The sequence below is a fragment of the Burkholderia sp. JP2-270 genome, from assembly GCF_003233675.1.
In the GTDB taxonomy this organism is placed as follows: domain Bacteria; phylum Pseudomonadota; class Gammaproteobacteria; order Burkholderiales; family Burkholderiaceae; genus Burkholderia; species Burkholderia pyrrocinia_C.
On sequence record NZ_CP029824.1, the window covers coordinates 3,190,486 to 3,217,183 of the forward strand.

Annotated in this window: 21 protein-coding genes; 6 read left to right on the forward strand and 15 right to left on the reverse strand. The window is 65.0% G+C overall.

The window, feature by feature from the left end:
• Positions 1-47: 47 nt before the first annotated feature.
• The 4 genes from dxs to DM992_RS15040 all read left to right on the forward strand — a co-directional run bounded on the left by dxs (position 48) and on the right by DM992_RS15040 (position 5,236).
• Positions 48-2,003, forward strand: coding sequence for a 1-deoxy-D-xylulose-5-phosphate synthase (gene dxs, locus DM992_RS15020; protein ID WP_111017377.1), 1,956 nt, complete (start codon positions 48-50; stop codon positions 2,001-2,003).
• 107 nt (positions 2,004-2,110) lie between these two features.
• Positions 2,111-3,079 carry an HPP family protein gene (locus DM992_RS41695; RefSeq protein WP_162631665.1) on the forward strand — a complete coding sequence of 323 codons (969 nt, stop codon included), beginning with the start codon at positions 2,111-2,113 and terminating at the stop codon, positions 3,077-3,079.
• 429 nt (positions 3,080-3,508) lie between these two features.
• Positions 3,509-4,426, forward strand: a complete 918-nt coding sequence (locus tag DM992_RS15035; protein ID WP_111017380.1) for a hypothetical protein — start codon at positions 3,509-3,511, stop codon at positions 4,424-4,426.
• A gap of 375 nt (positions 4,427-4,801) precedes the next feature.
• Entirely contained in the window at positions 4,802-5,236 is a 435-nt protein-coding gene (locus tag DM992_RS15040; RefSeq protein ID WP_111017381.1) for a hypothetical protein, read from the forward strand.
• 111 nt (positions 5,237-5,347) lie between these two features.
• Here DM992_RS15040 and ppx read toward each other — a convergent pair whose 3' ends face one another.
• Positions 5,348-6,862, reverse strand: coding sequence for an exopolyphosphatase (ppx, locus tag DM992_RS15045; RefSeq protein WP_111017382.1), 1,515 nt, complete (start codon positions 6,860-6,862; stop codon positions 5,348-5,350).
• A gap of 279 nt (positions 6,863-7,141) precedes the next feature.
• Between ppx and ppk1 the strand changes: the two genes are divergently transcribed.
• Entirely contained in the window at positions 7,142-9,205 is a 2,064-nt protein-coding gene (gene ppk1 / locus DM992_RS15050; protein WP_111017383.1) for a polyphosphate kinase 1, read from the forward strand.
• A 130-nt stretch (positions 9,206-9,335) separates the two neighbouring features.
• Here the strand turns inward: ppk1 and phoR are convergent, their stop codons facing one another.
• The 11 genes from phoR to DM992_RS15110 form a co-directional block, all read right to left on the reverse strand.
• Positions 9,336-10,655, reverse strand: a complete 1,320-nt coding sequence (phoR, locus tag DM992_RS15055) for a phosphate regulon sensor histidine kinase PhoR (protein WP_111017384.1) — start codon at positions 10,653-10,655, stop codon at positions 9,336-9,338.
• A 57-nt stretch (positions 10,656-10,712) separates the two neighbouring features.
• Complete coding sequence (phoB, locus tag DM992_RS15060) at positions 10,713-11,414, reverse strand: phosphate regulon transcriptional regulator PhoB (RefSeq protein ID WP_027787869.1); 702 nt, start codon at positions 11,412-11,414, stop codon at positions 10,713-10,715.
• A gap of 32 nt (positions 11,415-11,446) precedes the next feature.
• Positions 11,447-12,151, reverse strand: coding sequence for a phosphate signaling complex protein PhoU (phoU, locus tag DM992_RS15065; RefSeq protein WP_111017385.1), 705 nt, complete (start codon positions 12,149-12,151; stop codon positions 11,447-11,449).
• Between the two features lie 18 nt (positions 12,152-12,169).
• On the reverse strand, positions 12,170-13,018 hold the full coding sequence (gene pstB, locus DM992_RS15070) for a phosphate ABC transporter ATP-binding protein PstB (protein ID WP_072435860.1): 849 nt from the start codon (positions 13,016-13,018) through the stop codon (positions 12,170-12,172).
• Positions 13,019-13,033: 15 nt separating this feature from the next.
• Positions 13,034-13,927 carry a phosphate ABC transporter permease PstA gene (gene pstA / locus DM992_RS15075; protein WP_111017386.1) on the reverse strand — a complete coding sequence of 298 codons (894 nt, stop codon included), beginning with the start codon at positions 13,925-13,927 and terminating at the stop codon, positions 13,034-13,036.
• On the reverse strand, positions 13,924-14,910 hold the full coding sequence (gene pstC / locus DM992_RS15080; RefSeq protein WP_111017387.1) for a phosphate ABC transporter permease PstC: 987 nt from the start codon (positions 14,908-14,910) through the stop codon (positions 13,924-13,926). The genes pstA and pstC overlap by 4 nt, the downstream gene beginning before the upstream one ends.
• A gap of 94 nt (positions 14,911-15,004) precedes the next feature.
• Entirely contained in the window at positions 15,005-16,039 is a 1,035-nt protein-coding gene (gene pstS / locus DM992_RS15085) for a phosphate ABC transporter substrate-binding protein PstS (RefSeq protein WP_111017388.1), read from the reverse strand.
• Between the two features lie 445 nt (positions 16,040-16,484).
• Positions 16,485-17,840 (reverse strand): phosphoglucosamine mutase, encoded by a 1,356-nt coding sequence (gene glmM / locus DM992_RS15095; protein ID WP_111017389.1) that lies wholly within the window; start codon positions 17,838-17,840, stop codon positions 16,485-16,487.
• A gap of 28 nt (positions 17,841-17,868) precedes the next feature.
• A complete protein-coding gene (gene folP / locus DM992_RS15100; protein ID WP_111017390.1) occupies positions 17,869-18,810 on the reverse strand; it encodes a dihydropteroate synthase in 942 nt (313 codons plus the stop codon).
• Positions 18,811-18,838: 28 nt separating this feature from the next.
• Positions 18,839-20,737: an ATP-dependent zinc metalloprotease FtsH gene (gene ftsH, locus DM992_RS15105; RefSeq protein ID WP_111017391.1), complete on the reverse strand. Its 1,899-nt coding sequence runs from the start codon at positions 20,735-20,737 to the stop codon at positions 18,839-18,841.
• A gap of 166 nt (positions 20,738-20,903) precedes the next feature.
• Positions 20,904-21,566: an RlmE family RNA methyltransferase gene (locus DM992_RS15110; protein ID WP_111017392.1), complete on the reverse strand. Its 663-nt coding sequence runs from the start codon at positions 21,564-21,566 to the stop codon at positions 20,904-20,906.
• Between the two features lie 193 nt (positions 21,567-21,759).
• Between DM992_RS15110 and DM992_RS15115 the strand changes: the two genes are divergently transcribed.
• Positions 21,760-22,287, forward strand: coding sequence for a YhbY family RNA-binding protein (locus DM992_RS15115; protein ID WP_111017393.1), 528 nt, complete (start codon positions 21,760-21,762; stop codon positions 22,285-22,287).
• A gap of 48 nt (positions 22,288-22,335) precedes the next feature.
• Here the strand turns inward: DM992_RS15115 and DM992_RS15120 are convergent, their stop codons facing one another.
• From DM992_RS15120 to carB, 3 genes are all read right to left on the reverse strand, one after another.
• Positions 22,336-22,794 (reverse strand): DUF4149 domain-containing protein, encoded by a 459-nt coding sequence (locus DM992_RS15120; protein ID WP_111017394.1) that lies wholly within the window; start codon positions 22,792-22,794, stop codon positions 22,336-22,338.
• 14 nt (positions 22,795-22,808) lie between these two features.
• Positions 22,809-23,285, reverse strand: coding sequence for a transcription elongation factor GreA (greA, locus tag DM992_RS15125; RefSeq protein WP_021163362.1), 477 nt, complete (start codon positions 23,283-23,285; stop codon positions 22,809-22,811).
• A gap of 118 nt (positions 23,286-23,403) precedes the next feature.
• The gene (gene carB, locus DM992_RS15130; RefSeq protein WP_111017395.1) at positions 23,404-26,658 is read right to left on the reverse strand and encodes a carbamoyl-phosphate synthase large subunit; all 3,255 of its coding nucleotides are present in this window, start codon (positions 26,656-26,658) and stop codon (positions 23,404-23,406) included.
• Positions 26,659-26,698: the final 40 nt, after the last annotated feature.

Sequence of the window (26,698 nt, forward strand, 5' to 3'; positions counted from 1 at the left end):
GGGATCCAGCAGTGCGGACGCGCGCGTCTCCCCACGACGGAACGACCATGTACGACTTACTGAAAACCATCGATGACCCGGCCGCCCTGCGCCGCCTCGACCGTCAGCAGTTGCAGCCGCTCGCGGACGAACTACGCGCCTTCGTACTCGAGAACGTCTCGCAGACAGGCGGCCATCTGTCCTCCAACCTCGGCGCGGTCGAACTGACGATCGCGCTGCACTACGTCTTCGACACGCCGCACGACCGGATCGTCTGGGACGTCGGCCACCAGACCTACCCGCACAAGATCCTGACCGGCCGGCGCGAGCAGATGCGCACGCTGCGCCAGCGCGGCGGCATCTCGGGCTTTCCGGTCCGCACCGAATCGGAATACGACACGTTCGGCACCGCGCATTCGAGCACGTCGATCTCCGCCGCGTTCGGCATGGCGGTCGCGTCGAAACTGCTGCGTCGCAACCGGCATTCGATCGCCGTGATCGGCGACGGCGCGATGACCGCCGGCATGGCGTTCGAGGCGCTCAACAACGCCGGCGTCGCCGACGACGTGCCGTTCATCGTGATCCTCAACGACAACGACATGTCGATCTCGCCGCCCGTCGGCGCACTGAACCGGCACCTCGCGCGCCTGATGTCCGGCCGCTTCTACGCGACCGCGCGCGCCGGGGTCGAGCGCGTGCTGCGCGTCGCGCCGCCGATGCTCGACCTGGCCCGCAAGCTCGAGGAACACGCGAAGGGACTGATCGCGCCGGCCACGCTGTTCGAGGAACTCGGCTTCAACTACATCGGCCCGATCGACGGCCACGATCTCGATTCGCTGATCCCGACCTTGCGCAACATCAAGGACCTGAACGGCCCGCAGTTCCTGCACGTGGTGACGAAGAAGGGCTTCGGCTACAAGCTGGCGGAAGCGGACCCGGTGCTGTACCACGGGCCGGGCAAGTTCAATCCGGCCGAAGGGATCAAGCCGTCGACGACGCCCGCCAGGAAGACCTACGCGCATGTGTTCGGCGAGTGGCTGTGCGATGCGGCCGCGCTCGATCCGCGCGTGGTCGGCATCACGCCGGCGATGCGCGAAGGCTCGGGCATGGTCGAGTTCGAGAAGCGCTTTCCGGACCGCTATTTCGATGTCGGCATCGCCGAGCAGCATGCGGTCACCTTTGCGGGCGGCCTCGCGGCCGAAGGCATGCGTCCGGTCGTCGCGGTTTATTCGACCTTCCTGCAGCGAGCCTACGACCAGCTGATCCACGACGTCGCGCTGCAGAACCTGCCCGTCGTGTTCGCGATCGACCGTGCGGGCCTCGTGGGCGCCGACGGCGCCACCCACGTCGGCGCCTACGATATCGCGTATCTGCGCTGCATTCCGAACATGACGGTGATGGCGGCGTCCGACGAGGACGAGTGCCGGCAGATGCTGTACACGGCCCTGCAGCAGCCGAACCCGACCTCCGTGCGTTATCCGCGCGGCGCCGGAACCGGCGTCGCGACGGTCCGGCAGATGACGGAGATCCCGCTCGGCAAGGGCGAGCTGCGCCGTGCGACATCGCAGCCGGCCGGCCGGCGCATCGCGCTGCTCGCGTTCGGCACGATGGTCGCGCCGGCGCTGGCGGCGGCGGCGGCGGAACGGCTGGACGCGACGGTGGCGAACATGCGTTTCGTGAAGCCGATCGATGCCGAGCTGATCCGTCAACTGGCGGAAACGCACGATGCGCTCGTCACACTCGAGGAAGGCTGCGTGATGGGCGGCGCCGGATCGGCCTGCGTGGAAGTGCTGCTGGCGCGTGACACGATGCCGCCCGTGCTGCAGTTGGGCCTCCCCGATCAGTTCATCGACCACGGCGACCCGGCGAAACTGCTCGTCGAATGCGGCCTCGACGGCGCGGGCATCGAGCGGTCGATCCGCACGCGCTTTCCAGCGCAGTCGGGCGGGACCAGTGCGCCGAGCGGGCCCACCGTCATGCACCTCGACCCAGCCGCGCTCGCCAGGCGCTCGGCAAGCATCTGATGCGACAGAAACGAACCGGGCCGCGTTCGCGCGAGGCGCGGCCCGACGCTGCCGGCGTTCGTTTCGTCCGATAGCCCGAACCTCATCTCACAGGCCCCGCAACCGATATGACTCAAGCCCGTTCCATCAAAAGCACGCTGCCCGCCGCGTGCCTGACCGTGCTGTATCTCTGCTTCGTCTCGACCGTGGGAAAGGTCGTCCACAATGAATTCGCGTTCTTCCCCGAACTGGCGGCGCTCGGCTACGGCATGTTCATGCGACCGGCCGGGCCGTGGGCCCGCTCGCCGCTGATGGTGGTCACGACCACCGCTGCCACCGCGCTGTGGGGCGTGGGCATTGCGAGCCACCTGCCCTACGGGATCCCCGCCGCGATCCTTTGCATCGCAGGCTCGATCCTGATCGTGAAGGCGATGAAGTCGCCGGTATTTCCCGCCGTGCCCGCCGGCTTCTTGCCACTGGTGTTCAACGTGACGAGCCTGCACTACTGCGCGTTCATCATCTTCGATACCGGCCTGCTGGCGCTTCTGTCGATGGCGTACCGATTCTGGTGGCAAGGCAGCTTCGGAAGACCGGCCGCGCCGCCGGCGAACCCGCCCGCGCAGACGCTGGCAGCCGGCAAGGTCGCGCGCTGGATCACGTTCGCGTGCGTCCTCGCGTTCACCTATTTCCTCGCGGCTCGCACCGACCTCCGGCTGATCCTGTTCCCGCCGCTGCTCGTGATCGCATACGAAACGCTGGTGCGTCCGGAAACCTGCCCGTGGGCGCGGCGCACCGCGTTCCTGCCGGCGATCTGCGTGGTGACGGCGGGCTTCGGCTGGGCCAGCATCGCGCTGTTCGACACCGGACCGCTGTCGGTGCTGTGCGCGCTGGGGGCCAGCATCGTGTTCATCCGCGCGATCGACGTGTTCATCCTGCCGGCGCTGGCGATCTCGGTCATTCCACAGATCATGCCGCATACGGACTGGAAATACCCGGTGGCAATCGGGACCGGCACGGTCGTGGTCGTCGCGGCGCGCGCGGTGCTCGGCACGCTCAGGCAGTCGCAGGCGAGGTCGGCGGAATCGGCGTCGTCGTAAGCGGGGGCGCTCGCGCGCCGCGCGCCGGTTTTGGCGCCGTCGCTTTGCATCCCTGCACGGAACAGGCCAATAAAAAACCCGCGAGCGCGGCAGCACTCGCAAGTTTTCGGCGCATCGGAACAAAGCGCCTGGAATCGTACGTGGTGGAGGCCATTGCGGAAGTGCATCCGCCGGATTTTGGCCAACATGCTCACTGTAGCCACTCCGGTTTTTCCTGCCTGGCGTCCTAGGCGCACATTCGGACATGTGCGGTAATTTTCGATGAAAAAACTTGCTGCAAACGGGTCGGTTTTGATCGGCTATCGACACGCCGCTCGACTCCTCGCGTGCTTGATTACCACGGAACCGCTCAAATCTTCGTACTTAATGCAGCCAACCCAGTCACGCCGAATACTTCACGCTGCAGAAGAAAAACTCAACGAGGTGTAAATGGATTCAGCACAAGACAAGATCACCGGCGAAATCGTCGAAGCCGAACAACTCTGGCTCATCCCCGAGGTCGACAAGGACCGATACGTATGCCGTGGATGCGGAATCAAGCTCACGCCCGCCGCTTATCGACCGGAGAATGTGGTCCGCCCATACTTTACTGCGCGAGACGGCGATCACAAGCCGGAGTGCGATGTGGACGGAGAGAAAAAGCTCGTCGCCAAGGGCAAGAAGAAACGCCTAAGCACGCCGAAGGAAGGGTTTCCTGCGCCATATCCGTCCAAGCTGGTCCTGCGCGATCTTCGCGCAATCACAGGCGGACCTGGCGGCGGCGATAATGACGTGACGGGAGGCGGCGGCACCAGACGGACAAACGACGGCAACAGCGGCACATCAACGCCGAACCGTCGACGCGTCGCGAACACGATTCGCCCGATCTGTCGGGCCTTCATCAATTTTCCCTACGATCGTGATCTCGAACTGGATGTGCCTGGCATTGATGCGACGAAATATCTGTCCGTATTCAAGAAGCTGAAATGGGACGAACTGGCTCGCTATCCGGACGCCCGGATCTTCTATGCCGCGATTCGGTGGAGCAAGCCCCTGGAGACTGAGGAATTTCTCGAAGTCACCGTTGACGCCGGCGAGCGCGATCCGGAAAAGCGGCTTGCGCTTGGTCACCGGGTACGCGTCGAATGGGCCGATTGGAGCAAGGCAAAGCGCACATACGTGCGCAATGAGATCGAAGCCGCTCGCAAAGAGGCTATTGCGGCAAAAGACAAAGGCACCAAGGAGAAGGGTTACCTGTTCTTTGTAGGCGAGCAAGACAACCACGACGCGACGCTGTTTCGTGTTTCCGATCACCGGCTGATCTGTTGCCTGGTCGACGAAATCACATACCCGCCGCTAAACAAATAGGCCAACGGACGCGGGTCTGTTTCCCCCCTGCGACTTGGTACTCTCCTGGCGGCCCACTGGCTCCATCGGAAAGCCGCTTCAACGACATAATGCGATTTAAGACGTCGATCCATATCGATACCCGATTTGGGTCAAAGGGTCGAAGCCTTTCGCTCCAACCCAAGGAATCCGGGGTTATAGGAATTTTCCGCCAACCCCTCTTCCGTTTACGGGCGTTTTTACAAGCGCTCGATCGTCCCCGTTTTCCGTGCTTGCGGCGGTGCGCCCTGAGCACGGATCACCCGCTGCGGCGACGCGCCCGCGCCGCCACGCCCAGCGCGCGCACGGAACTTGCGGGAACACGCGATAATACGTGTGAACAACCCGCATCCGCGCATGAAAAACAATATCCTCGAAACCGCTCTGTGTGCGTTGCTGCTCGCACTCGCCACCGCCGGCAACGCTTCGGCCAAGGCGCTCGACGGCGCGCTCGACTGCCATTCGACGGGCCACAAGTTCGTCGCACCGCTGCTCGCCGCCGGCGACATCCAGTCGGAGCCCATGCATGTCGAATCGAATTCGGTCAATGCGTTCCGCACGAACCGCTCGCTGACGGCGTACGGCTTCGGCGTCTATGTCGTACTCGGCTACCAGGCGAACGACCCGATCTTCCGTCCGGGCGACGGCACGCCGATCGGCGATTGGGCCTACGGTGTCGTGGTACGCGGTACGAAGAGCGCGGTCGAGGAAGCCGTGCGCAAGGCCGGCAGCGACGCAACCGTCCAACAGGCGTTTCCGTTCCTGACCGCGATCGTCTGCTCGTCGGATTGAGCAGACCGGCGGCACCCGCGTTGCGCGGCCCGTAACGATGATCGTGCGGCGCGGCACATCCCTCGCCGCCCAGAGCACCTTCCGGGCCCGCTCCAGGCCGCTATCGACCTGTCACGCGCCGGTATAAACCACGCGATACGGGATACCGACCTTCTCCCACTCCGCCGCCTCCTGGCTGAGGCTGTAGTCGGTCAACGGGTTCTGCTCGACCCAGGCGCTCGGCAGACGCACCTCGTACCCGCCCTTCTTCATCTGCGAAACGGAAATATCGGGCAGCCCCGCATCGGTCCGGCGCCGGCACAGCAGCGCCGCGAGCCGCAGGCAGAACAGCAGCGGCCACTCGACCTCGCGCGCCTGCGACAGTTTGCCGAGCTTGCCCGCATGGCCGAGTACGAGCGCGGCAAGCCGCGCCTGGTCGGTGCGCGAGAAACCCGGCATGTCCGCGTTGCTCGCGATATAGGCCGAATGCTTGTGATACGCGCTGTGCGAGATCGACAGGCCGATCTCGTGCAACGCGGCCGCCCAGCCGAGGAACATCCGGCCTTCCTCGCGCGCTTCGTCATCGGCTTCGTCGAGTTCGTCGTAGAAACGCGCCGCGAGCGTGCCGATCCGCTCGGCCTGCGCACGATCGACACCGTAGCGGCGAGTAAAGCCCTCGACAGTCACCGCGCGCATGTCTTCGTGCTGCGTCCGGCCGAGCAGGTCGTACAGCACACCGAGACGCAGCGCGCCGTCGGTCGTATCGACGTAGTCGACGCCGAGCTCCTCGAACACCGCGAGCATGATCGCGAGACCGCCCGCGAGCACCGGCACACGGTCGGGCTTCAGCGCGACCAGCTTCAGCCGGTTGACGTTCTCCGACTTGATCAGCGCGCGCTTCAGCCGCTCGAGGCCGCCGCGCGAAATGCCGTGCGTGACGCCCGGATCGTTGAAGCCGTTCGCCTCGACGAGCTCCGCGAGTGCACGCGCGGTGCCGGACGAACCGATCGCCTGGTCCCACCCGGCCTTCTTGTACTCGCTCGAAATGATCTGGATCTCGCGCTTGGCCGCGAGTTCGGCTTGCCGCATCGTGTATTCGTCGACGTTGCCGGCCGGAAAGAAGGTGCGGCTGTGGCTCACGCAGCCGATATAGAGACTCTCCATCACGATCGGCGTGTAGTGCGAGCCGATGATGAATTCGGTCGAGCCGCCGCCGATGTCGACGACGAGCCGCTTGCCGGCGCTCGCCGGCACCGAGTGCGCGGCGCCCGCGTAGATCAGCCGCGCTTCTTCGCGGCCTGCGATCACTTCGATCGGGAAACCGAGCGCCGCTTCGGCCTCGCCGAGAAATTCAGCCGCGTTCTTCGCGACGCGCAGCGTATTGGTCGCCACCGCGCGCACACGATCCGGATGAAAATCGCGCAGGCGCTCGCCGAACCGCTTGAGCGCCTCCCAGCCACGCTCCTGCGACGCGCGATCGAGCATCTTGTCGCTCGACAGGCCCGCGGCCAGCCGAACAGGCTCGCGCAACGCGTCGACGGGATAGATCTGGCTGCCCGCCGACGTTTCCTCGACGCGGCCGACGATCAGCCGGAAGCTGTTCGAGCCGAGATCCACGGCAGCCAGCAAGTGGGGGGTTGTAACCATCAGATTGGGGCTCCGTGCGCGTTCGCCCACGGCAGCCGGTCCGGCAACCCAGGGCGATCAATCAAAGGCGACATTTTAAGCGTGGAACGCTTGCCATTGCCACGCTTCACGGGCATGCACACTGCTCAAGTGTATATGGCCGAAACATTTATGCGACGAATCGGTTAGGGCGTAGAATTTGCCGATATAAAATCATTATCGTCATCAGCACGTCATCGTACCGTGAGAGTTTCCGAGCGTCCTTTCGAATCATCGCCTGAATCACCCCCTACTCTGCCGATGTCCGTCCGCTACCCGCTTCTCAATCGTGAACTCGGCATCCTCGGTTTCAACGAGCGCGTGCTGGCCCAGGCAGCCGATCCGCAAGTTCCGTTGCTCGAGCGCCTTCGCTTCATCTGCATCACCAGCAGCAACCTCGACGAATTCTTCGAAGTCCGGATGGCCGGCCTTCAGGAACAGATTCGCGACAACCCCGGCGCGCTGACGCCCGACGGCATGTCGTTACAGCATGCTTACGATCTCGTCGTCGAACGCGCGCAACGGCTTGTCCATCGACAGTACACGATGCTGCACGAAACCGTGCTGCCCGCGCTCGAACAGGAAGGCATCTACTTCCATGCGAGCGATTCGTGGAACGACGAGCAGCTCGAATGGGCGCGACACTACTTCCTCGACGAACTGCTGCCCGTGCTGACGCCGATCGGCCTCGATCCGGCCCACCCGTTCCCGCGCGTGCTGAACAAGAGCCTGAACTTCGTCGTCGAGCTCGAAGGCCGTGACGCGTTCGGCCGCCAGGCCGTGATGGGCATCGTGCAGGCGCCGCGCGCGCTGCCGCGCGTCGTGCGCATGCCGCACGCGCTGTCGGGCTTCGAGCACGGCTTCGTGCTGTTGAGCTCGTTCATGCAGCGCTTCGTCGGCGAACTCTTTCCGCAACTCGTCGTGAAGAGCTGCAACCAGTTCCGCATCACACGCAACAGCGAACTGTTCGTCGACGAGGACGAAATCACGAACCTGCGCGTCGCGCTGCAGGGCGAACTGCCCGCGCGTCACCTCGGCAACGCGGTGCGCCTCGAGGTGTCGGCCGACACGCCGCAGCACATCGTGCGGCGGCTGCTCGAGGAAAGCGAACTCCGCGACAAGGACTGCTATCGCGTGGCCGGCTCCGTGAACCTCGTGCGCCTGATGCAGATTCCCGATCTCGTCGATCGACCCGACCTGAAATTCGCGCCGTTCACCGCATCGACCCCACCGGCGATCGCGAACGCGCCGACGATGTTCGATGCGATCGACGACGGCGACATCCTGCTGCATCATCCGTACGAGAGCTTCCAGCCAGTGCTCGAACTGCTGCAGCAGGCCGCGAAGGACCCGAGCGTCGTCGCGATCAAGCAGACGATCTACCGCACCGGCACCGATTCGCCGCTGATGGACGCGCTGATGGAAGCCGCGCGCAACGGCAAGGAAGTGACCGTCGTCGTCGAGCTGCTCGCGCGCTTCGACGAGGAAACCAACATCAACTGGGCATCGCAGCTCGAAGCCGTCGGCGCACACGTCGTGTACGGCGTGGTCGGTCACAAGTGCCACGCGAAGATGATGCTGATCGTGCGGCGCGTCGTGGAGGCCGGCAAGGCGACGCTGCGCCGCTACGTGCACCTCGGCACCGGCAACTACCACCCGCGCACGGCGCGCCTCTACACCGACTTCGGGCTGATGACGGCCGACCAGAAGATCTGCGAGGACGTCCACCACGTATTCCAGCAACTTACCGGAATCGGAGGCGAACTCACGCTGCACGAGCTGTGGCAGTCGCCGTTCACGCTGCATCCGCGCATCATCGAATCGATCCGCGCGGAGATCGACAATGCGCGTGCCGGCAAGCGCGCGCGCGTCGTCGCGAAAATGAACGCGCTGCTGGAGCCGACGGTGATCGCCGCGCTGTACGAAGCGTCGCAGGCCGGCGTGAAGGTCGACCTGATCGTGCGCGGCGTCTGCGCGCTGCAGCCCGGCGTGCCGGGGCTGTCGGAAAACATCACGGTGCGCTCGATCGTCGGCCGCTTCCTCGAGCACCACCGGATCTACTATTTCCACGCGGGCGGTGTCGAGGACGTCTATCTGTCGAGCGCCGACTGGATGGACCGCAACCTGTTCCGCCGCGTCGAAGTCGCGTTCCCGATCCGCGAGCGCAAGCTCAAGCGACGCGTGATCGCCGAAGGCCTGTCGGTGTGCCTCGGCGACAACCAGTCGGCCTGGCAGATGCTCAGCGACGGTCACTACCGCCGGCGCCGCGCAGGCAAGACGATCCGCAACGCGCAACTCGGGCTGCTCGCGAAATTTTGCTCGTGAGCCTGCCGTGCGGCGCGAGTCGCGCCCCGCACGGCCAATGAAAAAGCGCAGCTCACATACGCGGGCTGCGCTTTTTTTCTTGCCTGGCGTGCCGCCGCTCGCGGAACGAGCGACGGATGCCGTTACGCGATCATGCCTCGTACGCGGCCGGCCGGATCGCGATGACGCGCGAGCCCGGGAACCGCGCAGTGAACGTGCTGCCGCGCCCTTCCTCGCTTTGCACGTACAGGTGCGCATCGTGCCGCTGCAGCACGTGCTTGACGATCGCGAGCCCGAGCCCCGTGCCGCCTGTATCGCGCGAGCGGCTGCGGTCGACACGATAGAAGCGCTCGGTCAGCCGCGGCAGGTCGGCGGCCGGAATGCCGAAGCCGCTGTCCGTGACGGAAAACACGCCTTGCGCACCCTCGCGCCGCCACGACACGGCGATCTTGCCGCCGTCCGGCGTATAGCGAATCGCGTTCGTGACGAGATTCGCGAACGCACTGAACAACTCCGTCTGCGCGCCCGTGACGCCGAGCGTCTCGTCGATCGAGAACGCGATGTCGTGATGCCCGTTCGACAGCGTCTGCGCATCCTCCTTCAGATGGTCGAACACGGCGCGCATGTCGATCGCGCGATCGACCGGCGGCTTGCTCTCGCCTTCCAGCTTCGCGAGCACCAGCAGGTCGGTAACGATGTGCCGCATCCGCGACGCCTGCTGCTCCATCATCTCGAGATAGCGTGCGCGGTCCTCCTCGTTCAGCGGCAGCTCGCGCATCGTCTCGAGGAAGCCCGACAGCACGGTGAGCGGCGTCTTCAATTCGTGCGACACGTTCGCGACGAAGTCGCGCCGCATCGCGTCGGTACGCTCGAGCTCGGTGATGTCCTGCGTGAGCAGCAGCTTGCGGTTCTCGCCGTACGGAAACACCTGCACGGCCAGCACGTTCTGCCGCGCGCCGCCCATGCCGCGCATCACGAGCGTCTCGTCGTAATGCTGCGCGTTCAGGTAGCGGACGAACTCGGGATGACGCACCAGGTTCGTGACGTGCTGGCGCAGGTCGCGCTTCGCATCGAGGCCGAAATGGACCTCGGCGATCGCGTTGCACCACTCGATCTGGTCGTGGTCGTCGAGCATCGCGACGCCGTTCGGCGAGGCCTGGATCGCCTGGATGAAGCGCGAATGCTGCTGCTCGACCTGCCGCACCTGCGCATGCCACTGCTTCGCGAGCTTGTGCAGCCGATAGTAGATCTCGCCCCAGATGCCCGGTGCGCTCGGCACTTCGCCGTAGACCGGCGCATCGAGCAACCGCCACAGACGCTGCGTATGGAAGGTGCTGAAAAAGCCCTGCGCGATCAGCATCACGGCCACGAACACGAGGCCCGCGGTCGGGCCGGCAAAGACGCCGACCAATACGCCGATCAGCACGAGCAGCACGAGCGACACGAGAAAGCGCGCCCAGATGATGTTCATGATTCAGCGCCCGAAAGAATGAACGGCATGCCGTGGCACACGGCATGTCCGGATACGTTACGCGTGCTTGGCGAGCCGGTAGCCGCTGCCGCGCACGGTCTCGATCATCGCATCGCAGCCGGCCGGCTTCAAGGCTGCACGCAATCGTTTGATGTGTACGTCGACGGTGCGCTCTTCGACGAACACGTGGTCGCCCCACACCTGGTCGAGCAGTTGCGTGCGGCTGTGCACGCGCTCCGGATGCGTCATGAAGAAATGCAGCAGGCGGAATTCGGTCGGGCCGAGATCGAGCTTGATCTCGCTGCCTTCCGCATGCGCGGCGACGCGATGCGTGGCCGGATCGAGGCGCAGCCCGTTGATCGACACGACGTCCTCGGTCAGCTGCGGCGCACGACGGCGCAGCACGGCCTTGATGCGCGCCATCAGCTCCTTCGGCGAGAACGGCTTCGTCACGTAGTCGTCCGCGCCGATCTCGAGGCCGAGCACCTTGTCCTGCTCGTCGCCGCGCGCGGTCAGCATGATGATCGGGATGTGCTTGGTCCGTTCGTTGTTGCGCAGGTCGCGCGCGAACGCGATACCGGACTTGCCCGGCAGCATCCAGTCGAGCAGCACGAGATCGGGCAGCACGTCGCTGATCAGGTTCTGCGCCTGTTCGGCGTTGTACGCGCGGATCGGGCAATGACCGGCGTGCTGGAGATTCACCGAGATCAGTTCGGAAATCGCGGGCTCATCTTCAACGACGAGAATGTTGCTGGGCATCGGCACCTCTTTTCTTCCTGTACGTTGTCGCGTTAACTGTTGGCTTCGCGGTCGAGCGTGTCGCGCGGCTGGTGCCGCACGTCCGTGCCCTTCACGATGTAGATGATGAATTCGGCGATGTTCTTCGCGTGGTCGCCGATCCGTTCGATCGCCTTTGCGATGAACAGGTATTCGAGGCCGACCGAGATCGTGCGCGGATCTTCCTGCATGTACGACACGAGCTTGCGCACGAATGCACGGAATTCCAGGTCGATCTCCTTGTCGTCCTTGACGATCTGCGCGGCCGCCACCGTATCGAGACGCGCAAACGCGTCGAGCGCGCGGCGCAGGATCGACACGGCCATCTCGCCCGACACCTTGATCTCGGCGATGTTGACCGCGCGCGCGGCCGGCTCGTCGACCAGGCGACGCACGCGCTTCGCGATCTTCTCGGCCTCGTCGCCGGCGCGCTCGAGGTTCGTAATCGTTTTCGAAATCGACATCAAAAGACGCAGGTCGCGCGCGGCAGGCTGCCTCCGCGCGATGATGTTGCCGCATTCCTGGTCGATCTCGACTTCCATCGCGTTCAGCGTTTCCTCGGCCGTGATCACCTTCTCCGCCGCATCGCGATCGAATTCGTTGAGTGCGTGCATCGCGCCGACGATCTGCGACTCGACGAGCCCGCCCATTTCCAGAACTTTCGACGACACGGCATTCAGGTCCGCGTCGAACTGGCTCGACAGATGTTTATCCGACATGGCTGTTGTTCTCCGTCATCAACCGAAGCGGCCGGTGATGTAGTCTTCCGTTTCCTTGCGTACCGGCTTGATGAAGATCTTTTCGGTTTCACCGAACTCGATCAGCTCGCCCAGGTACATGTAGGCCGTGTAATCCGAGCAGCGTGCGGCCTGCTGCATGTTGTGCGTGACGATCACGACCGTGTAGTCGCTCTTCAGCTCCGCGATCAGTTCCTCGATGCGGCCCGTCGAGATCGGGTCGAGCGCCGAGCACGGCTCGTCGAGCAGCAGCACTTCCGGACGGATCGCGATGCCACGCGCGATGCACAGACGCTGCTGCTGGCCGCCCGACAGGCCGTAGCCGCTCTGGCCCAGCTTGTCCTTCACTTCGTTCCACAGCGCGGCCTTCGTGAGCGCCCACTCGACGCGGTCGTCCATTTCCGAGCGCGTGAGCTTTTCGAACATCTTCACGCCGAACGCGATGTTGTCGTAGATCGACATCGGGAACGGGGTCGGCTTCTGGAACACCATGCCGATGCGCGCGCGCAGCAGCGAGATGTCGCGCTTCGTCGTCAGCAGGTTCTCGCCGTCCATCAGGATTTCGCCTTCGGCGCGCTGCTCCGGATAGAGCGCGAACATCTTGTTGAACGTGCGCAGCAGCGTCGACTTGCCGCAGCCCGACGGGCCGATGAACGCCGTCACCTTCCCTTCGGGAATGCGCAGGTTGATGTTCTTCAGCGCATGGAACTTGCTGTAGAAGAAGTTGAGGTTGTTGACCTCGATCTTCGCGTTCAGCGGCGCGAGCGGGCGATCGTTCGCCGCGTCGTGCGTGCCGGCGGGCGCTGCGGTGCGCTCGACGGGATTCAGGTGGCTCTCTGCCATATTCATCGGATTGCTCCGCCGTTACTTTTTCGAGAAGACCGAGCGCGCCAGGATGTTGAGTCCGAGCACCCCGAGCGTAATCAGGAACACGCCCGCCCATGCGAGCGACTGCCATTCCGCGAACGGGCTCATCGCGAACTTGTAGATCGTCACGGGCAGGTTCGCCATCGGCTGGCTCATGTCCCACGAGAAGAACTGGTTCGACAGCGCGGTGAACAGCAGCGGCGCCGTTTCGCCGGCGATCCGCGCGACCGCGAGCAGCACGCCCGTGATGATGCCGCCCACCGAGGCGCGCAGCGTGATCTTCAGCACCATTCGCCACTTCGGCGTGCCGAGCGCGAAGGCTGCTTCGCGCAGCGCGTTCGGCACGAGCTTCAGCATGTTCTCGGTCGTGCGGATCACGATCGGGATCTGCAGCAGCGCGAGCGCGATCACGCCGGCCCAGCCCGAGAAGCGCCCCGACTTTGCAACGACGAGCGCGTACACGAACAGGCCGATGACGATCGACGGCGCGGACAGCAGGATGTCGTTGATGAAGCGGATCGTGCTCGCCAGCAGGTTCTTCTGGCCGTATTCGGCGAGATAGACGCCCGCGAGGATGCCGATCGGCGTGCCGACCAGCGTGCCGAAACCGCACAGCAGCAGGCTGCCGACGATCGCGTTCGCGAGACCGCCGCCTTCGGTGTTAGGTGCCGGCGTCGACTCGGTGAACAGCTGCAGCGACAGGCCGCCGATACCGAGGTGCAGCGTCGTGTACAGGATCCACACGAGCCACAGCAGGCCGAACGCCATGGCGCCGAGCGATGCGGCGAGCGCGATCGCGTTGACGGCCTTGCGCTTGCGCTGCAGGCGCTCGCGCATCGCTTCGAGCGCGGCGCCGTCCGGCCCCGGGAAATTCATGATGGGCTCGCTCATTTCTTGCCCTCTCCCTTCTCGAGACGAAGCAGCAGCAGTTTGGAGATGGACAGCACGATGAACGTGATCACGAACAGGATCAGGCCCAGTTCCATCAGCGCGGACGTATGCAGACCCGGCTGCGCTTCCGCGAATTCGTTCGCGAGCGCCGACGTGATGCTGTTGCCCGGCGCGAACAGCGACACGCTGTCGAGCAAGTTCGTGTTGCCGATCACGAACGTCACGGCCATCGTTTCGCCGAGCGCGCGGCCGAGGCCGAGCATCACGCCGCCGATCACGCCGGTCTTCGTATAGGGCAGCACGACCTTCCACATCACTTCCCAGGTCGTGCAGCCGATCCCGTATGCCGATTCCTTCAGCAGCACGGGCGTGACCTCGAACACGTCGCGCATCACCGACGCGATGTACGGGATGATCATGATCGCGAGAATCACGCCGGCCGCGAGGATGCCGATGCCGATCGGCGGGCCGGAAGTCAGCGGCCCGAGCACCCACACGTCCTTGAGCAGGCGGCCGAGCGGCTTCTGGAAGTATTCGGCGAAGATCGGCGCGAACACGAGCAGGCCCCACATGCCGTATACGATCGACGGAATCGCGGCCAGCAGCTCGATCGCGATGCCGAGTGGACGGCGCAGCCACACGGGCGACAGCTCGGTGAGAAACAGTGCGATGCCGAAACTGACGGGCACCGCGATGACGAGCGCAATGACCGACGTCACGATCGTGCCGTAGATCGGCACGAGTGCGCCGTAGATGTCCGAGTTGGGGTCCCACTCGGATTGCCACAGGAAGCCGAGGCCGAACTTCTGGATGGTCGGCATCGACGCAATGATCAGGGAAACGATGATCCCGCCCAGCAGCAGCAGGGTCACGATCGCGGCAAGCCATGCGAGGCCGCCGAACAGAACGTCGCCGAGGCGGCTCGGCGCGCGCTGCTGCGCACTGCCGGGCGATCGGGAGGACGTGTATGAAATATCAGACATGGGTGCCTGCTTTTGATTGCCGGGCGCCGTAACGCCCGGCTTTACCGCACACACTGCCCGACCGGCGCGGCCGGGCAGCGAACCGCTGCAATGCTTACTCGGCGGCGACCGGCTTGCCCGATGCGTCCGTCACCTTCGTCTTCCACTGCTTGCGGATTTCCGTCTCGACCGTCGCCGGCAGCGAGATGTAGTCGAGGCTGTCCGCAGCCTTTTCGCCGTTCTTGAACGCCCAGCTGAAGAACTTCAGCGTTTCCGCGCCCTGCTCCGGCTTGTCCTGCTTCGCGTGCAGCAGCACGAACGTCGCGCCGACGACCGGCCATGCTTCCTTGCCCGGCTGGTTCGTCAGGATCTGGTAGAACGACTTCGACCAGTTCGCGCCGGCGGCAGCCGCCTTGAACGTTTCGGTCTTCGGCTCGACCACGGTGCCCGTCGAGTTCTTCAGCGCGGTGTAGGTCATGTTGTTCTTCTTCGCGTACGCCCACTCGACGTAGCCGATCGCGCCCGGCAGGCGCTGCACGAAGGCCGCGACGCCGTCGTTGCCCTTGCCGCCCGTGCCCGTCGGCCAGTTGACCGTCGTGCCTTCGCCGATCTTCGACTTCCACTCGTCGTTGACCTTCGACAGGTAGTTCGTCCAGATGAAGCTCGTGCCCGAGCCGTCAGCACGGCGGACGACGGCGATGTCCGTATCCGGCAGCTTGACCTTCGGGTTCAGCGCGGCGATCGCCGGATCGTTCCACTTCTTGATCTTGCCGAGGTAGATGTCGCCGAGCACCGGGCCCGACAGCGTCAGTTCACCGGCCTTCACGCCCGGCACGTTGACGACCGGCACCACGCCGCCGACCACCGTCGGGAACTGGAACAGGCCTTCCTTCGCGAGCTCTTCATCCTTCAGCGGAGCGTCCGAACCGGCAAAATCGACCGTCTTCGCGTTGATCTGCTTCAGGCCGCCCGACGAACCGATACCCTGGTAGTTGACCTTCGCGCCGCCGGACTGCTGGTAGTCGGCAGCCCATTTCGTATAGATCGGCATCGCGAACGTGCTGCCTGCGCCCGTGATGTCGGCAGCTTGCGCGGCAACGGCGAAAAGCGCGCCAGCCAGGCCGGCAATCGCGGTTTGCATCAATTTCATGAGACCTCCAGTGTGTGAGCGGATGACTACGGCACCGCGAAGGTTAGGGGCTCCTCATGACGGTAATGTGACAATCGATGAAACTGGCGTGACAGTAACATGACTGGTTGAAAGGGAGTATCGGGGGCGGCGCCTGGGCGGCATCGGTACGGCAGAGGCGGCAAGAATTGCCTGCCAGGCGAGGACGGAACGGACACCCGTTTTTCGGGTGCGCCAGCGGATCGTAGCGCAGCGTCGGCGGGACGGGAAGCCTTTGCCCGCGGTGGGCGCGACATCAGGGGTCGGAAGATATCTTCAGTCAGCCGATGCGTTGATCGACGCAACACACTATAGGTAGCGCAAACCTTTGCGTCTGACGAAATTGCGGCGCCCGAAGGCGCCGCATGCCGATTCACCGGAGAACCGGCGCGCGGGCGGCAGGAGCGCCCCGCGCCGGTATCGTGCGTCAGGTCGTCGCCGCGCGCACCGCGTCGGCGATCGTCTCCGCATGGCGGACCGCATCGGCCGCCTGCTGCGCTTCGACCATCACGCGCAGCACGGGCTCGGTGCCCGATGCGCGGATCAGCACGCGGCCGCTGCCGGCGAGCGAGGCTTCGGCTGCGTCGATCGCGGCGCGGATCGACGTGCTGCCCTTCCAGTCGGCGCCCGGCTTCATCCGCACGTTGATCAGCTTCTGCGGAAACAGCGTGACGCCATCGAGCATCTGCGCGAGCGTTCGGCCGCTGCGCTTCAGTGCGGCCAGCACGAGCAGCGCCGACACGATGCCGTCGCCGGTCGAATGCCGGTCGAGCGACAGGATATGGCCCGAGCCTTCCGCACCGAGCTGCCAGCCGTGCTCGCGCAACTGCTCGAGCACATAGCGGTCGCCGACCGCCGCGCGAACGAACTTCACGCCCTCGCGCTGCAGCGCGACTTCGACGGCGAGGTTCGTCATCAGCGTGCCGACCGCGCCTTCGACCTTGCCGTCGGTCGCGATCCGGTCCTTCACGAGCACGTAGAGGAGTTCGTCGCCGTTATACAGGCGCCCGGTCGAATCGACGACCTGCAGGCGGTCCGCATCGCCGTCGAGCGCAATGCCGAGATCGGCGTGGTTCGCCCGCACCGCGCGCACCAGCGCGTCGGGCGCAGTCGCGCCGACGCCGTCGTTGATGTTGAAGCCGTTCGGTGCGACGCCGATCGGGATCACGTCCGCGCCGAGTTCGTGGAAGACGTGCGGCGCGATCTGGTACGCGGCACCGTGCGCGCAATCGACCACGAGCTTCAGCCCGCGCAGGTCGAACGCGGCCGGGAACGTGCTCTTGCAGAACTCGATGTAGCGGCCGGCCGCATCGTCGAGGCGGCGCGCCTTGCCGAGGCCGTCGGACGACGCGCATTCGAGCGGCTTGTCGAGCCACGCTTCGATCGCGGCTTCGGTGTCGTCGGGCAGCTTGTTGCCGTCGGCGGAGAAAAACTTGATCCCGTTGTCGTGGTACGGGTTGTGCGACGCGCTGATCACGACGCCGGCCGACAGGCGCAGTGCGCGCGTCAGATACGCGACACCCGGCGTCGGCATCGGGCCGGCCAGCATCACGTCGACGCCGGCCGCCGAGAAGCCGGCCTCGAGCGCGGCTTCGAGCATGTAGCCCGACACGCGCGTGTCCTTGCCGATCAGTACCGTCGGCCGCGAGCCTGCCGCGACGTCGGCCGAGCTGGCCAGCACCTTGCCGGCTGCATAGCCGAGGCGCAATACGAAATCCGGCGTGATGGGCGCCTCGCCCACCGTGCCGCGAATGCCGTCCGTGCCGAAATATCGACGTCCCATAGCGAATCTTCCTCCTTCGTCTTCTGACTTATCGTTGCCGCGCGGCTTCGCGCACGGCATTCCATACTTTCAGCGCATCGACCGTCGCCGCGACGTCGTGCACGCGCACGATCGCCGCACCGCGCTCGATCGCGCACAACGCGGCCGCCAAGCTCGCCGCGACGCGCTCCATCGGCGGCTTGCCGCCGATCACCGCGCCGAGCATCGACTTGCGCGACATGCCCGCGAGGATCGGATACGCACGCCCGTCGGGCCGCGCGGGCGCCGTCTCCGGCAACGCGGCCAGCAGCGCATAGTTGTCGTCGACGACCGCCTTGCCGAACCCGAAGCCGGGATCCACGCAGATCCGCTCCGGCGCAATGCCCGCGTCGCGCAGCGCCTGCGCGCGCGCGGCGAGAAACTCGCGCACGTCGGTCACGACGTCGCCGTAGTCGGGCTCGCCGACCTGCATCGTCTGCGGCTCGCCGAGCATGTGCATCGCGCACAGCCCGCAGTCGCCGTCTCGCACCGCGTCGATCGCACCCGGCTGGCGGAACCCCCAGATGTCGTTGATCAGGTCCGCGCCGGCGGCCAGCGCCGCGCGCATCACGGCCGGCTTGTAGGTGTCGATCGACAGCGGCACATTCAGCGGCCGCAGCGCCTCGACGAGCGGGATTACGCGCGCGAGCTCCTCGTCGAGCGGTACCGGCGGCGCACCGGGGCGCGTCGATTCGCCGCCGATATCGAGGAGGTCCGCGCCTTCGGCGATCATGCGCTCGGCCTGGCGCAGCGCATCGTCGCGCGCGAGAAAGCGGCCGCCGTCGGAGAACGAATCGGGCGTGGCGTTGAGAATGCCCATCACGAGCGGGCGCTCGAACGTCAGTACGAAGCGGCCGCACTGGAGCGGCGCGGGAATGGATGGAGTAACAGCGGAATCGGACACGAGCGACTGGCGTGGTTGAATGCAAAACGGGCCGGTGTGAAGCCACACCAGCCCGTGAACGGTGCTAAAGCGGAGGTTATGCCGCCGGCGAAGCAGGCGCCGGCGCGCTGCCGGGCTTGACCTCGGCGCTGCTGCCGCCGCCCGACGAATCGCCGCCGACGGCCGGCGAGCTCTTCGGCGAGCGCGGCGGACGGCCTTCCATGATGTCGTTGATCTGATCGGCGTCGATCGTCTCCCACTCCATCAGCGCGGCCGTCATCGCTTCGACCTTGTCGCGGTTCTCTTCGAGCAGGCGGCGCGCAAGGTTGTACTGATCGTCGAGCACGCGGCGGATTTCCGAATCGACCTTCTGCTGCGTCGCTTCCGAGATCGTGCGCGTGAAGCCGCGGCCGAACGGCGACGCATCGTTCTCGTCGTCGACGTAGACCATCGGCCCGAGCGCATCGGTCATGCCGAAACGTGCCACCATCGCGCGCGCCGTCTGCGTTGCCTTGTTGAAGTCGTCCGAAGCGCCGGTGCTGACGAGATTCATGAACAGCTCTTCCGCCACCCGGCCACCGAACAGGATCGCGAGGCGGTCCAGCAGGTAGTCCTTCGAGTACGTCTCGTTGTCATGCTCCGGCAACTGCCACGTGACGCCCAGCGCACGGCCGCGCGGGATGATCGTGACCTTGTGAACCGGATCGGCCTTCGGCAGCAGCTTCGCGACCACCGCGTGGCCCGACTCGTGATAAGCGGTCGCGCGCTTCGCTTCCTCGCGGATCACGGCCGACTTGCGCTCCGGGCCCATGAAGATCTTGTCCTTCGCGTCCTCGAAATCCTGCATTTCGACGATGCGCTTGCCGCGGCGTGCGGCGAACAGCGCAGCCTCGTTCACGAGGTTCGCGAGATCGGCGCCCGAGAAGCCCGGCGTGCCGCGTGCGATGACTGCCGCATCGACGTCGTTCGCGATCGGTACCTTGCGCAGGTGCACGCGCATGATCTGCTCGCGGCCGCGGATGTCCGGCAGACCGACGTAGACCTGACGGTCGAAACGGCCCGGACGCAGCAGTGCCTTGTCGAGCACGTCGGAACGGTTGGTCGCGGCGATCACGATCACACCCGAGTTCGCCTCGAAGCCGTCCATCTCGACCAGCATCTGGTTCAGCGTCTGCTCGCGTTCGTCGTTGCCGCCGCCCATGCCGGCGCCGCGATGACGGCCGACCGCGTCGATTTCGTCGATGAACACGATGCACGGCGCATGCTTCTTCGCCTGCTCGAACATGTCGCGCACACGGGCCGCGCCGACACCGACGAACATTTCGACGAAGTCCGAACCCGAGATGCTGAAGAACGGCACCTTCGCTTCACCTGCGATCGCGCGGGCGAGCAGCGTCTTGCCGGTACCCGGCGGGCCGACGAGCAGCACGCCGCGCGGAATGCGACCGCCCAGCTTCTGGAATTTCTGCGGATCGCGCAGGAAGTCGACGAGCTCGGACACTTCTTCCTTCGCTTCGTCGCAGCCCGCGACGTCGGAGAAGTTCACCGCGTTGTTGTTCTCGTCGATCAGCCGCGCTCGCGACTTGCCGAACGAGAAGGCGCCGCCTTTGCCGCCCCCCTGCATCTGCCTCATCATGTAGAACCAGAACACGATGATCAGGATCGTCGGCCCGAGGTAGTACAGCGCGGACATCAGCGCGTTCGGCTCGTCGTCGGCCTTGCCGCTGACCTGCACGCCGTACTTCATCAGATCGCCGACCATCCAGATGTCGCCGGGCGACACGATCTGGTATTTCTGGCCATCAGCCGGAGTGACGGTGAGGTTGCGCCCCTGAACGATAACGTTCTTGACCTTGCCGTTCTTGGCGTCGTCCATGAACTGCGAATAGGACACGCCTTCCTGGACGCGGGGCTTGTCGAACTGCTTGAACACCGTAAACAGCACCAGTGCGATCACCAACCACACCGCTGCCTTCGAAAACATGTTGTTGTTCAAAGCACCACTCCTTCACTCGTAGACGAGCGCCTACATTTTCCTTGCGGCGCCCCTCGGTCATTCTAATCCAGTCCGACCACCCTCGCCATAAGCATTGACAACCGCCGCGATAGCGCTTCGCTTGTCTGGCAAGGGCCGGAGCCCGTTTGCGGCACCCCGCTGCGCATCAGCGCGGATGCTTCAGATGCCGACCCAAAATGAACGTTTCGGACGATTTGTCGCGGGACGCCTTGGGCTTGCGCGGCGCGACGGTCTTAAACTGCTGTTTGAATTTCTCGACGATCTGGCTGTAGCCGCTGCCATGAAAGCATTTCACGAGCAGCGCACCGTCCGGCTTCAGATGGTTCTGCGCGAATTCGAGCGCCAGATCGCAGAGATGCTCGATGCGCGCCGCGTCCGCCGAGGCCACGCCGGAGAGGTTGGGGGCCATGTCCGAAATAACAAGGTCCACCGCGCGGCCTTCGAGCACTTCCTCGAGCTGGTGGAGCACTTCGTCCTCGCGGAAGTCGCCCTGGATGAAGTGGACGTCGGCGATCGGCTCCATCGGCAGCAGGTCGAGCGCGATGATCGTGCCGTCGATGCCGCCTTCGCGCTCGGTGTCGCGCTTCTTGCCCTGCGCGAGCTTGTTGCGGGCATACTGGCTCCAGCTGCCCGGCGTCGCGCCGAGATCGACGATCACCTGGCCCGGACGGATCAGCTTGTCCTGCTCGTCGATTTCCTTCAGCTTGTACGCGGCACGCGCGCGATAGCCCTCCCGCTGCGCCATTTTGACGTACGGGTCGTTGATGTGGTCGTGCAGCCAGTGCTGGTTAAAGCGGTTTTTTGCCATTCGAGAGAGAGATTGCTGCCATTTGCTTCGTGAAGCCGCGCTTTTAGCGGATAATACGCGTCTTCTTCGCGCGGCTGCGGCCCCTTTTCAGGCCCAAGCCGCGATTTTACGTGGTTTCGGCGCACGGCTGACGCGGTAACTTCCCGCGATCGCTTTTCAGGCCGCGTGCCCTTATTTAGATTTCGACATTTCCATGCCCGCCCTTTCGCTTTCTCCCGCCGAGCGCTCCGCGCTGCGCTCCCAGGCCCATGCGCTCAAGCCCGTCGTGCTGATCGGAGCCGAAGGGCTGACCGACGCCGTGCTGAAGGAAATCAAGGTGCACCTCGCCGCGCACCAGCTGATCAAGATCCGCGTGTTCGGCGACGAGCGCGACGAACGCGTCGCGATCTACGACGAGATCTGCGACCGCCTGAGCGCAGCGCCGATCCAGCACATCGGCAAGCTGCTGGTGATCTGGAAGCCCGAGGCTCCTGCAGCGGCCCCGGCCCGCGGCCGTCGCGCCGGCACGCTGCCGAGCGCGGCCGAAGCCGCCGACGACAGGAAAGGCCGCGCACCGCGCACGGTCAAGGTCGTCAAGGTGTCGCCGAACGCGAGCCCCGTGCGTCGTCCGAAGCCGACGAAGGTCGTCGTGCGCGGCAACGAACGCGTGACGGCGGGCGGCAACGTGAAGCGCGCGAAAAAGCGCCAGGCAAGCACCAAGCGGCCGTTCCAGGACAAGTAAATTGCGTACGCGGCACGGTCGCACCGTGCCGCGCTGCTCGCGCCGCGCTCAGGCGTCGCACGCCGGCAGACGCCAGATCAGCATCAGCCCCAGCACGCTCTCGACGAGATAGAACACGCTCGACACGCCGTGCAGCATCCCGAAGCGACTCGCGTACGGCGAGTTCGCGATATCGGTGCCCGCGTCCATCGCGGCCACTCGCAGCGCGTTCATGAACGGCTGCAGCGCGAAATACCCGACCAGCACGCACACGACCATCGCGGCGACGATCCAGCGCACGCGGCGATATTCGCCGCTGCCGCGCCGCACCTGCTGGTTCGACAACGCGAGCAGCAGCACGCCGCACACGACACCGAGGATCGCCTCGATACGGAACAGCTGGGCGGCGACCGAGCCGGCCGTCATCCGCTCCAGCGTCTTGAACAGCACGGGCGCGACCGCATACCCGATCGTCAGCAGGCTGCCGACCCACACGGCCGACAGCAGACGGAACACGCGATGCGGCATCACGTCGCCCCGCTTCAGATGTAGCTGACCGAGATGATTTCGTATTCGCGCACGCCGCTCGGCGCCTGCACGGCCGCGACGTCGCCTTCGGACTTGCCGATCAGTGCGCGTGCGATCGGCGAGCTGACCGAGATCAGGCCGTGATCGATATCGGCTTCGTCGTCGCCGACGATCTGGTATTTGACGGTGTCGCCCGACTCGAGATCCTCGAGCTCGACCGTCGACGCGAAGACCACGCGGCCTTCGGCATCGAGCACGGTGGGATCGATGACCTGCGCGGCCGACAGCTTCGATTCGATTTCCGCGATACGACCCTCGATGAAGCCCTGCTTTTCCTTCGCAGCATCGTATTCGGCGTTTTCGGACAGATCGCCCTGCGCGCGGGCCTCCGCGATCGCGTTGATCACGGCCGGCCGCTCGACGGATTTGAGGCGCTGCAATTCATCGCGCAGTTGCTCTGCGCCACGCTTTGTCAACGGAATGGTGCTCATAAACGGCTCAATCGCTAAAAACGGCTTTAAAAAAAATCACCGCGATTAAGCGCGTTTCCGATGAACCGGAAACACCGCTTAACCGCGGCACGTATTGCTTCGACAGGTAACTGACTGCTTAGTTTAGGCGAGCGTGAAGACCTTGTAAATCATAGACTTCCAGATCCTTCAGGTAACGCAGGCCTTCGACGGCCGCGCGCGCGCCCGACATCGTCGTGTAGTACGTGACCTTGTGCGCCTGCGCGCTCATGCGGATCGAACGCGAATCGGCGATCGCCTGGCGCGTCTCGTCGACCGTCGTGAACACGAGAGCGATCTCGCCGTTCTTGATCATGTCGACGATGTGCGGACGGCCGTCCTTCACCTTGTTCACGACCTTCACCGGCACGCCGGCCGCTTCGATCGCGGCAGCCGTGCCCTTGGTCGCGACGATCGGGTAGCCGAGGTCGTGCAGCATGCGCGCGACTTCGACGGCCTTCGGCTTGTCGGCGTCCATCACGGTCAGCAGCACCGTGCCCGACTCCGGCAGGCGCGAACCGGCCGCGAGCTGCGACTTGAACAGCGCTTCGCCGAACGTCTGGCCGACGCCCATCACTTCGCCGGTCGAACGCATTTCAGGCCCGAGGACCGGATCGACGGTCGGGAACTTCACGAACGGGAACACCGCTTCCTTCACGCTGAAGTACGGCGGCTCGACTTCCTTCGTCACGCCCTGCTGCGCGAGCTTCTGGCCGACCATCGCGCGCGCCGCGATCTTCGCGAGCGGCAGGCTGGTCGCCTTCGACACGTACGGCACCGTGCGCGACGCGCGCGGGTTCACTTCGAGCACGTAGATGATGTCCTGCTTCGAACCGTCCGCCTGCGGCACCTGCTGGATCGCGAACTGCACGTTCATCAGGCCGACCACGTTCAGCGCCTTCGCCATCGCGCCCGTCTGGCGCTTCAGCTCGGCCACGGTTTCCTTCGACAGCGAGTACGGCGGCAGCGAGCATGCCGAGTCGCCCGAGTGGACGCCCGCCTGCTCGATGTGCTCCATCACGCCGCCGATGAACACGGCTTCGCCGTCGCAGATGCAGTCGACGTCGCACTCGATCGCGTCGTTCAGGAAGCGGTCGAGCAGCACCGGCGAATCGTTCGACACCTTCACGGCCTCGCGCATGTAGCGCTCGAGGTCGCGCGGCTCGTGGACGATTTCCATCGCGCGGCCGCCCAGCACGTACGACGGGCGCACGACCAGCGGATAGCCGATTTCGGCCGCGAGCGCGAGCGCTTCGTCTTCGGCGCGTGCGGTGCGGTTCGGCGGCTGGCGCAGGCCGAGGTCCTGCAGCAGCTTCTGGAAGCGTTCGCGGTCTTCGGCCGCGTCGATCATGTCCGGCGACGTGCCGACGATCGGCACGCCGTGCGCCTCGAGGTCGAGCGCGAGCTTCAGCGGCGTCTGGCCGCCGTACTGGACGATCACGCCGACCGGCTTTTCCTTGTCGACGATCTCGAGCACGTCTTCGAGCGTCAGCGGCTCGAAGTACAGGCGGTCAGACGTGTCATAGTCGGTCGACACCGTTTCCGGGTTGCAGTTGACCATGATCGTTTCGTAGCCGTCCTCGCGCATCGCGAGCGCCGCGTGCACGCAGCAGTAGTCGAACTCGATGCCCTGGCCGATCCGGTTCGGGCCGCCGCCCAGCACCATGATCTTCTTGTTCGTGGTCGGCTGCGCCTCGCACTCTTCCTCGTAGGTCGAGTACATGTACGCGGTTTTCGTCGCGAATTCGGCCGCGCAGGTGTCGACGCGCTTGTAGACCGGGCGCACGTTCAGTTCGACGCGACGCTTGCGGACGTCTTCCGGCGTCGCGCCGAGCAGCTTCGCGAGGCGGCGGTCGGAGAAACCGCTCTGCTTCAGGTAGCGCAGCTCGTCGAACGTCAGCGACGCGAGCGTGCGGCCCGCGAGCGCCTTTTCCTTCAGGATGATCTGCTCGATCTGCTCGAGGAACCACGGGTCGATCGCGGTTTCCGCGAAGATTTCCTGCGCCGTCATGCCGATGCGGAATGCATCGCCGACATACCAGATGCGGTCCGGGCCCGGCTCGTGGATCTCGATCGCGATCTCGTCGCGATCGGTCGACTTCTCGTCGAGACCGTCGACGCCGACTTCGAGGCCGCGCAGCGCCTTCTGGAACGATTCCTGGAACGTGCGGCCGATCGCCATCACTTCGCCGACCGACTTCATCTGCGTCGTCAGGCGCGAATCGGCTTCACGGAACTTCTCGAACGCGAAGCGCGGGATCTTCGTGACGACGTAGTCGATCGTCGGCTCGAACGACGCCGGCGTCTGGCCGCCGGTGATTTCGTTCTTCAGCTCGTCGAGCGTGTAGCCGACCGCCAGCTTGGCGGCGACCTTCGCGATCGGGAAGCCGGTCGCCTTCGATGCGAGCGCCGACGAACGCGACACGCGCGGGTTCATTTCGATGACGACCATGCGGCCGTCCTTCGGGTTGATCGAGAACTGCACGTTCGAGCCGCCCGTGTCGACGCCGATCTCGCGCAGCACCGCGAGCGATGCGTTACGCAGGATCTGGTATTCCTTGTCGGTGAGCGTCTGCGCCGGCGCGACCGTGATCGAGTCGCCGGTGTGCACGCCCATCGGGTCGAGGTTTTCGATCGAGCAGACGATGATGCAGTTGTCGGCGCGGTCGCGCACGACTTCCATCTCGTATTCCTTCCAGCCGAGCAGCGATTCCTCGATCAGCAGCTCGCGCGTGGGCGACAGGTCGAGACCGCGCTTGCAGATTTCCTCGAACTCTTCGCGGTTGTACGCGATGCCACCGCCCGAGCCGCCGAGCGTGAACGACGGACGGATCACGACCGGGTAGCCGCTGCCGCCGGTGCCCGCCATGATCTCGGCGTGCACCTTGGTCGCCTCTTCCATCGAATGCGCGATGCCCGACTTCGCGGAGCCGAGACCGATCTTGGTCATCGCTTCCTTGAACTTCTGGCGGTCTTCCGCCTTGTCGATCGCTTCCGGCGACGCGCCGATCAGCTCGACGCCGAACTTCTCGAGCACGCCGTGGTGATGCAGGTCGAGCGCGCAGTTCAGCGCCGTCTGGCCGCCCATCGTCGGCAGGATCGCGTCCGGGCGCTCCTTCTCGATGATGCGCGCGACGACTTCCCACGTGATCGGCTCGATGTAGGTCACGTCGGCCGTGTTCGGGTCGGTCATGATCGTCGCCGGGTTGCTGTTGACGAGAACGACCTTGTAGCCCTCCTCACGCAACGCCTTGCAAGCCTGCGCGCCCGAATAGTCGAACTCGCACGCCTGGCCGATGATGATCGGGCCGGCGCCGATGATGAGGATGCTTTTGATGTCTGTGCGTTTTGGCATGGCTTGTGAATTCAATAAGTAATCGTTGTCGTGGGTCGGC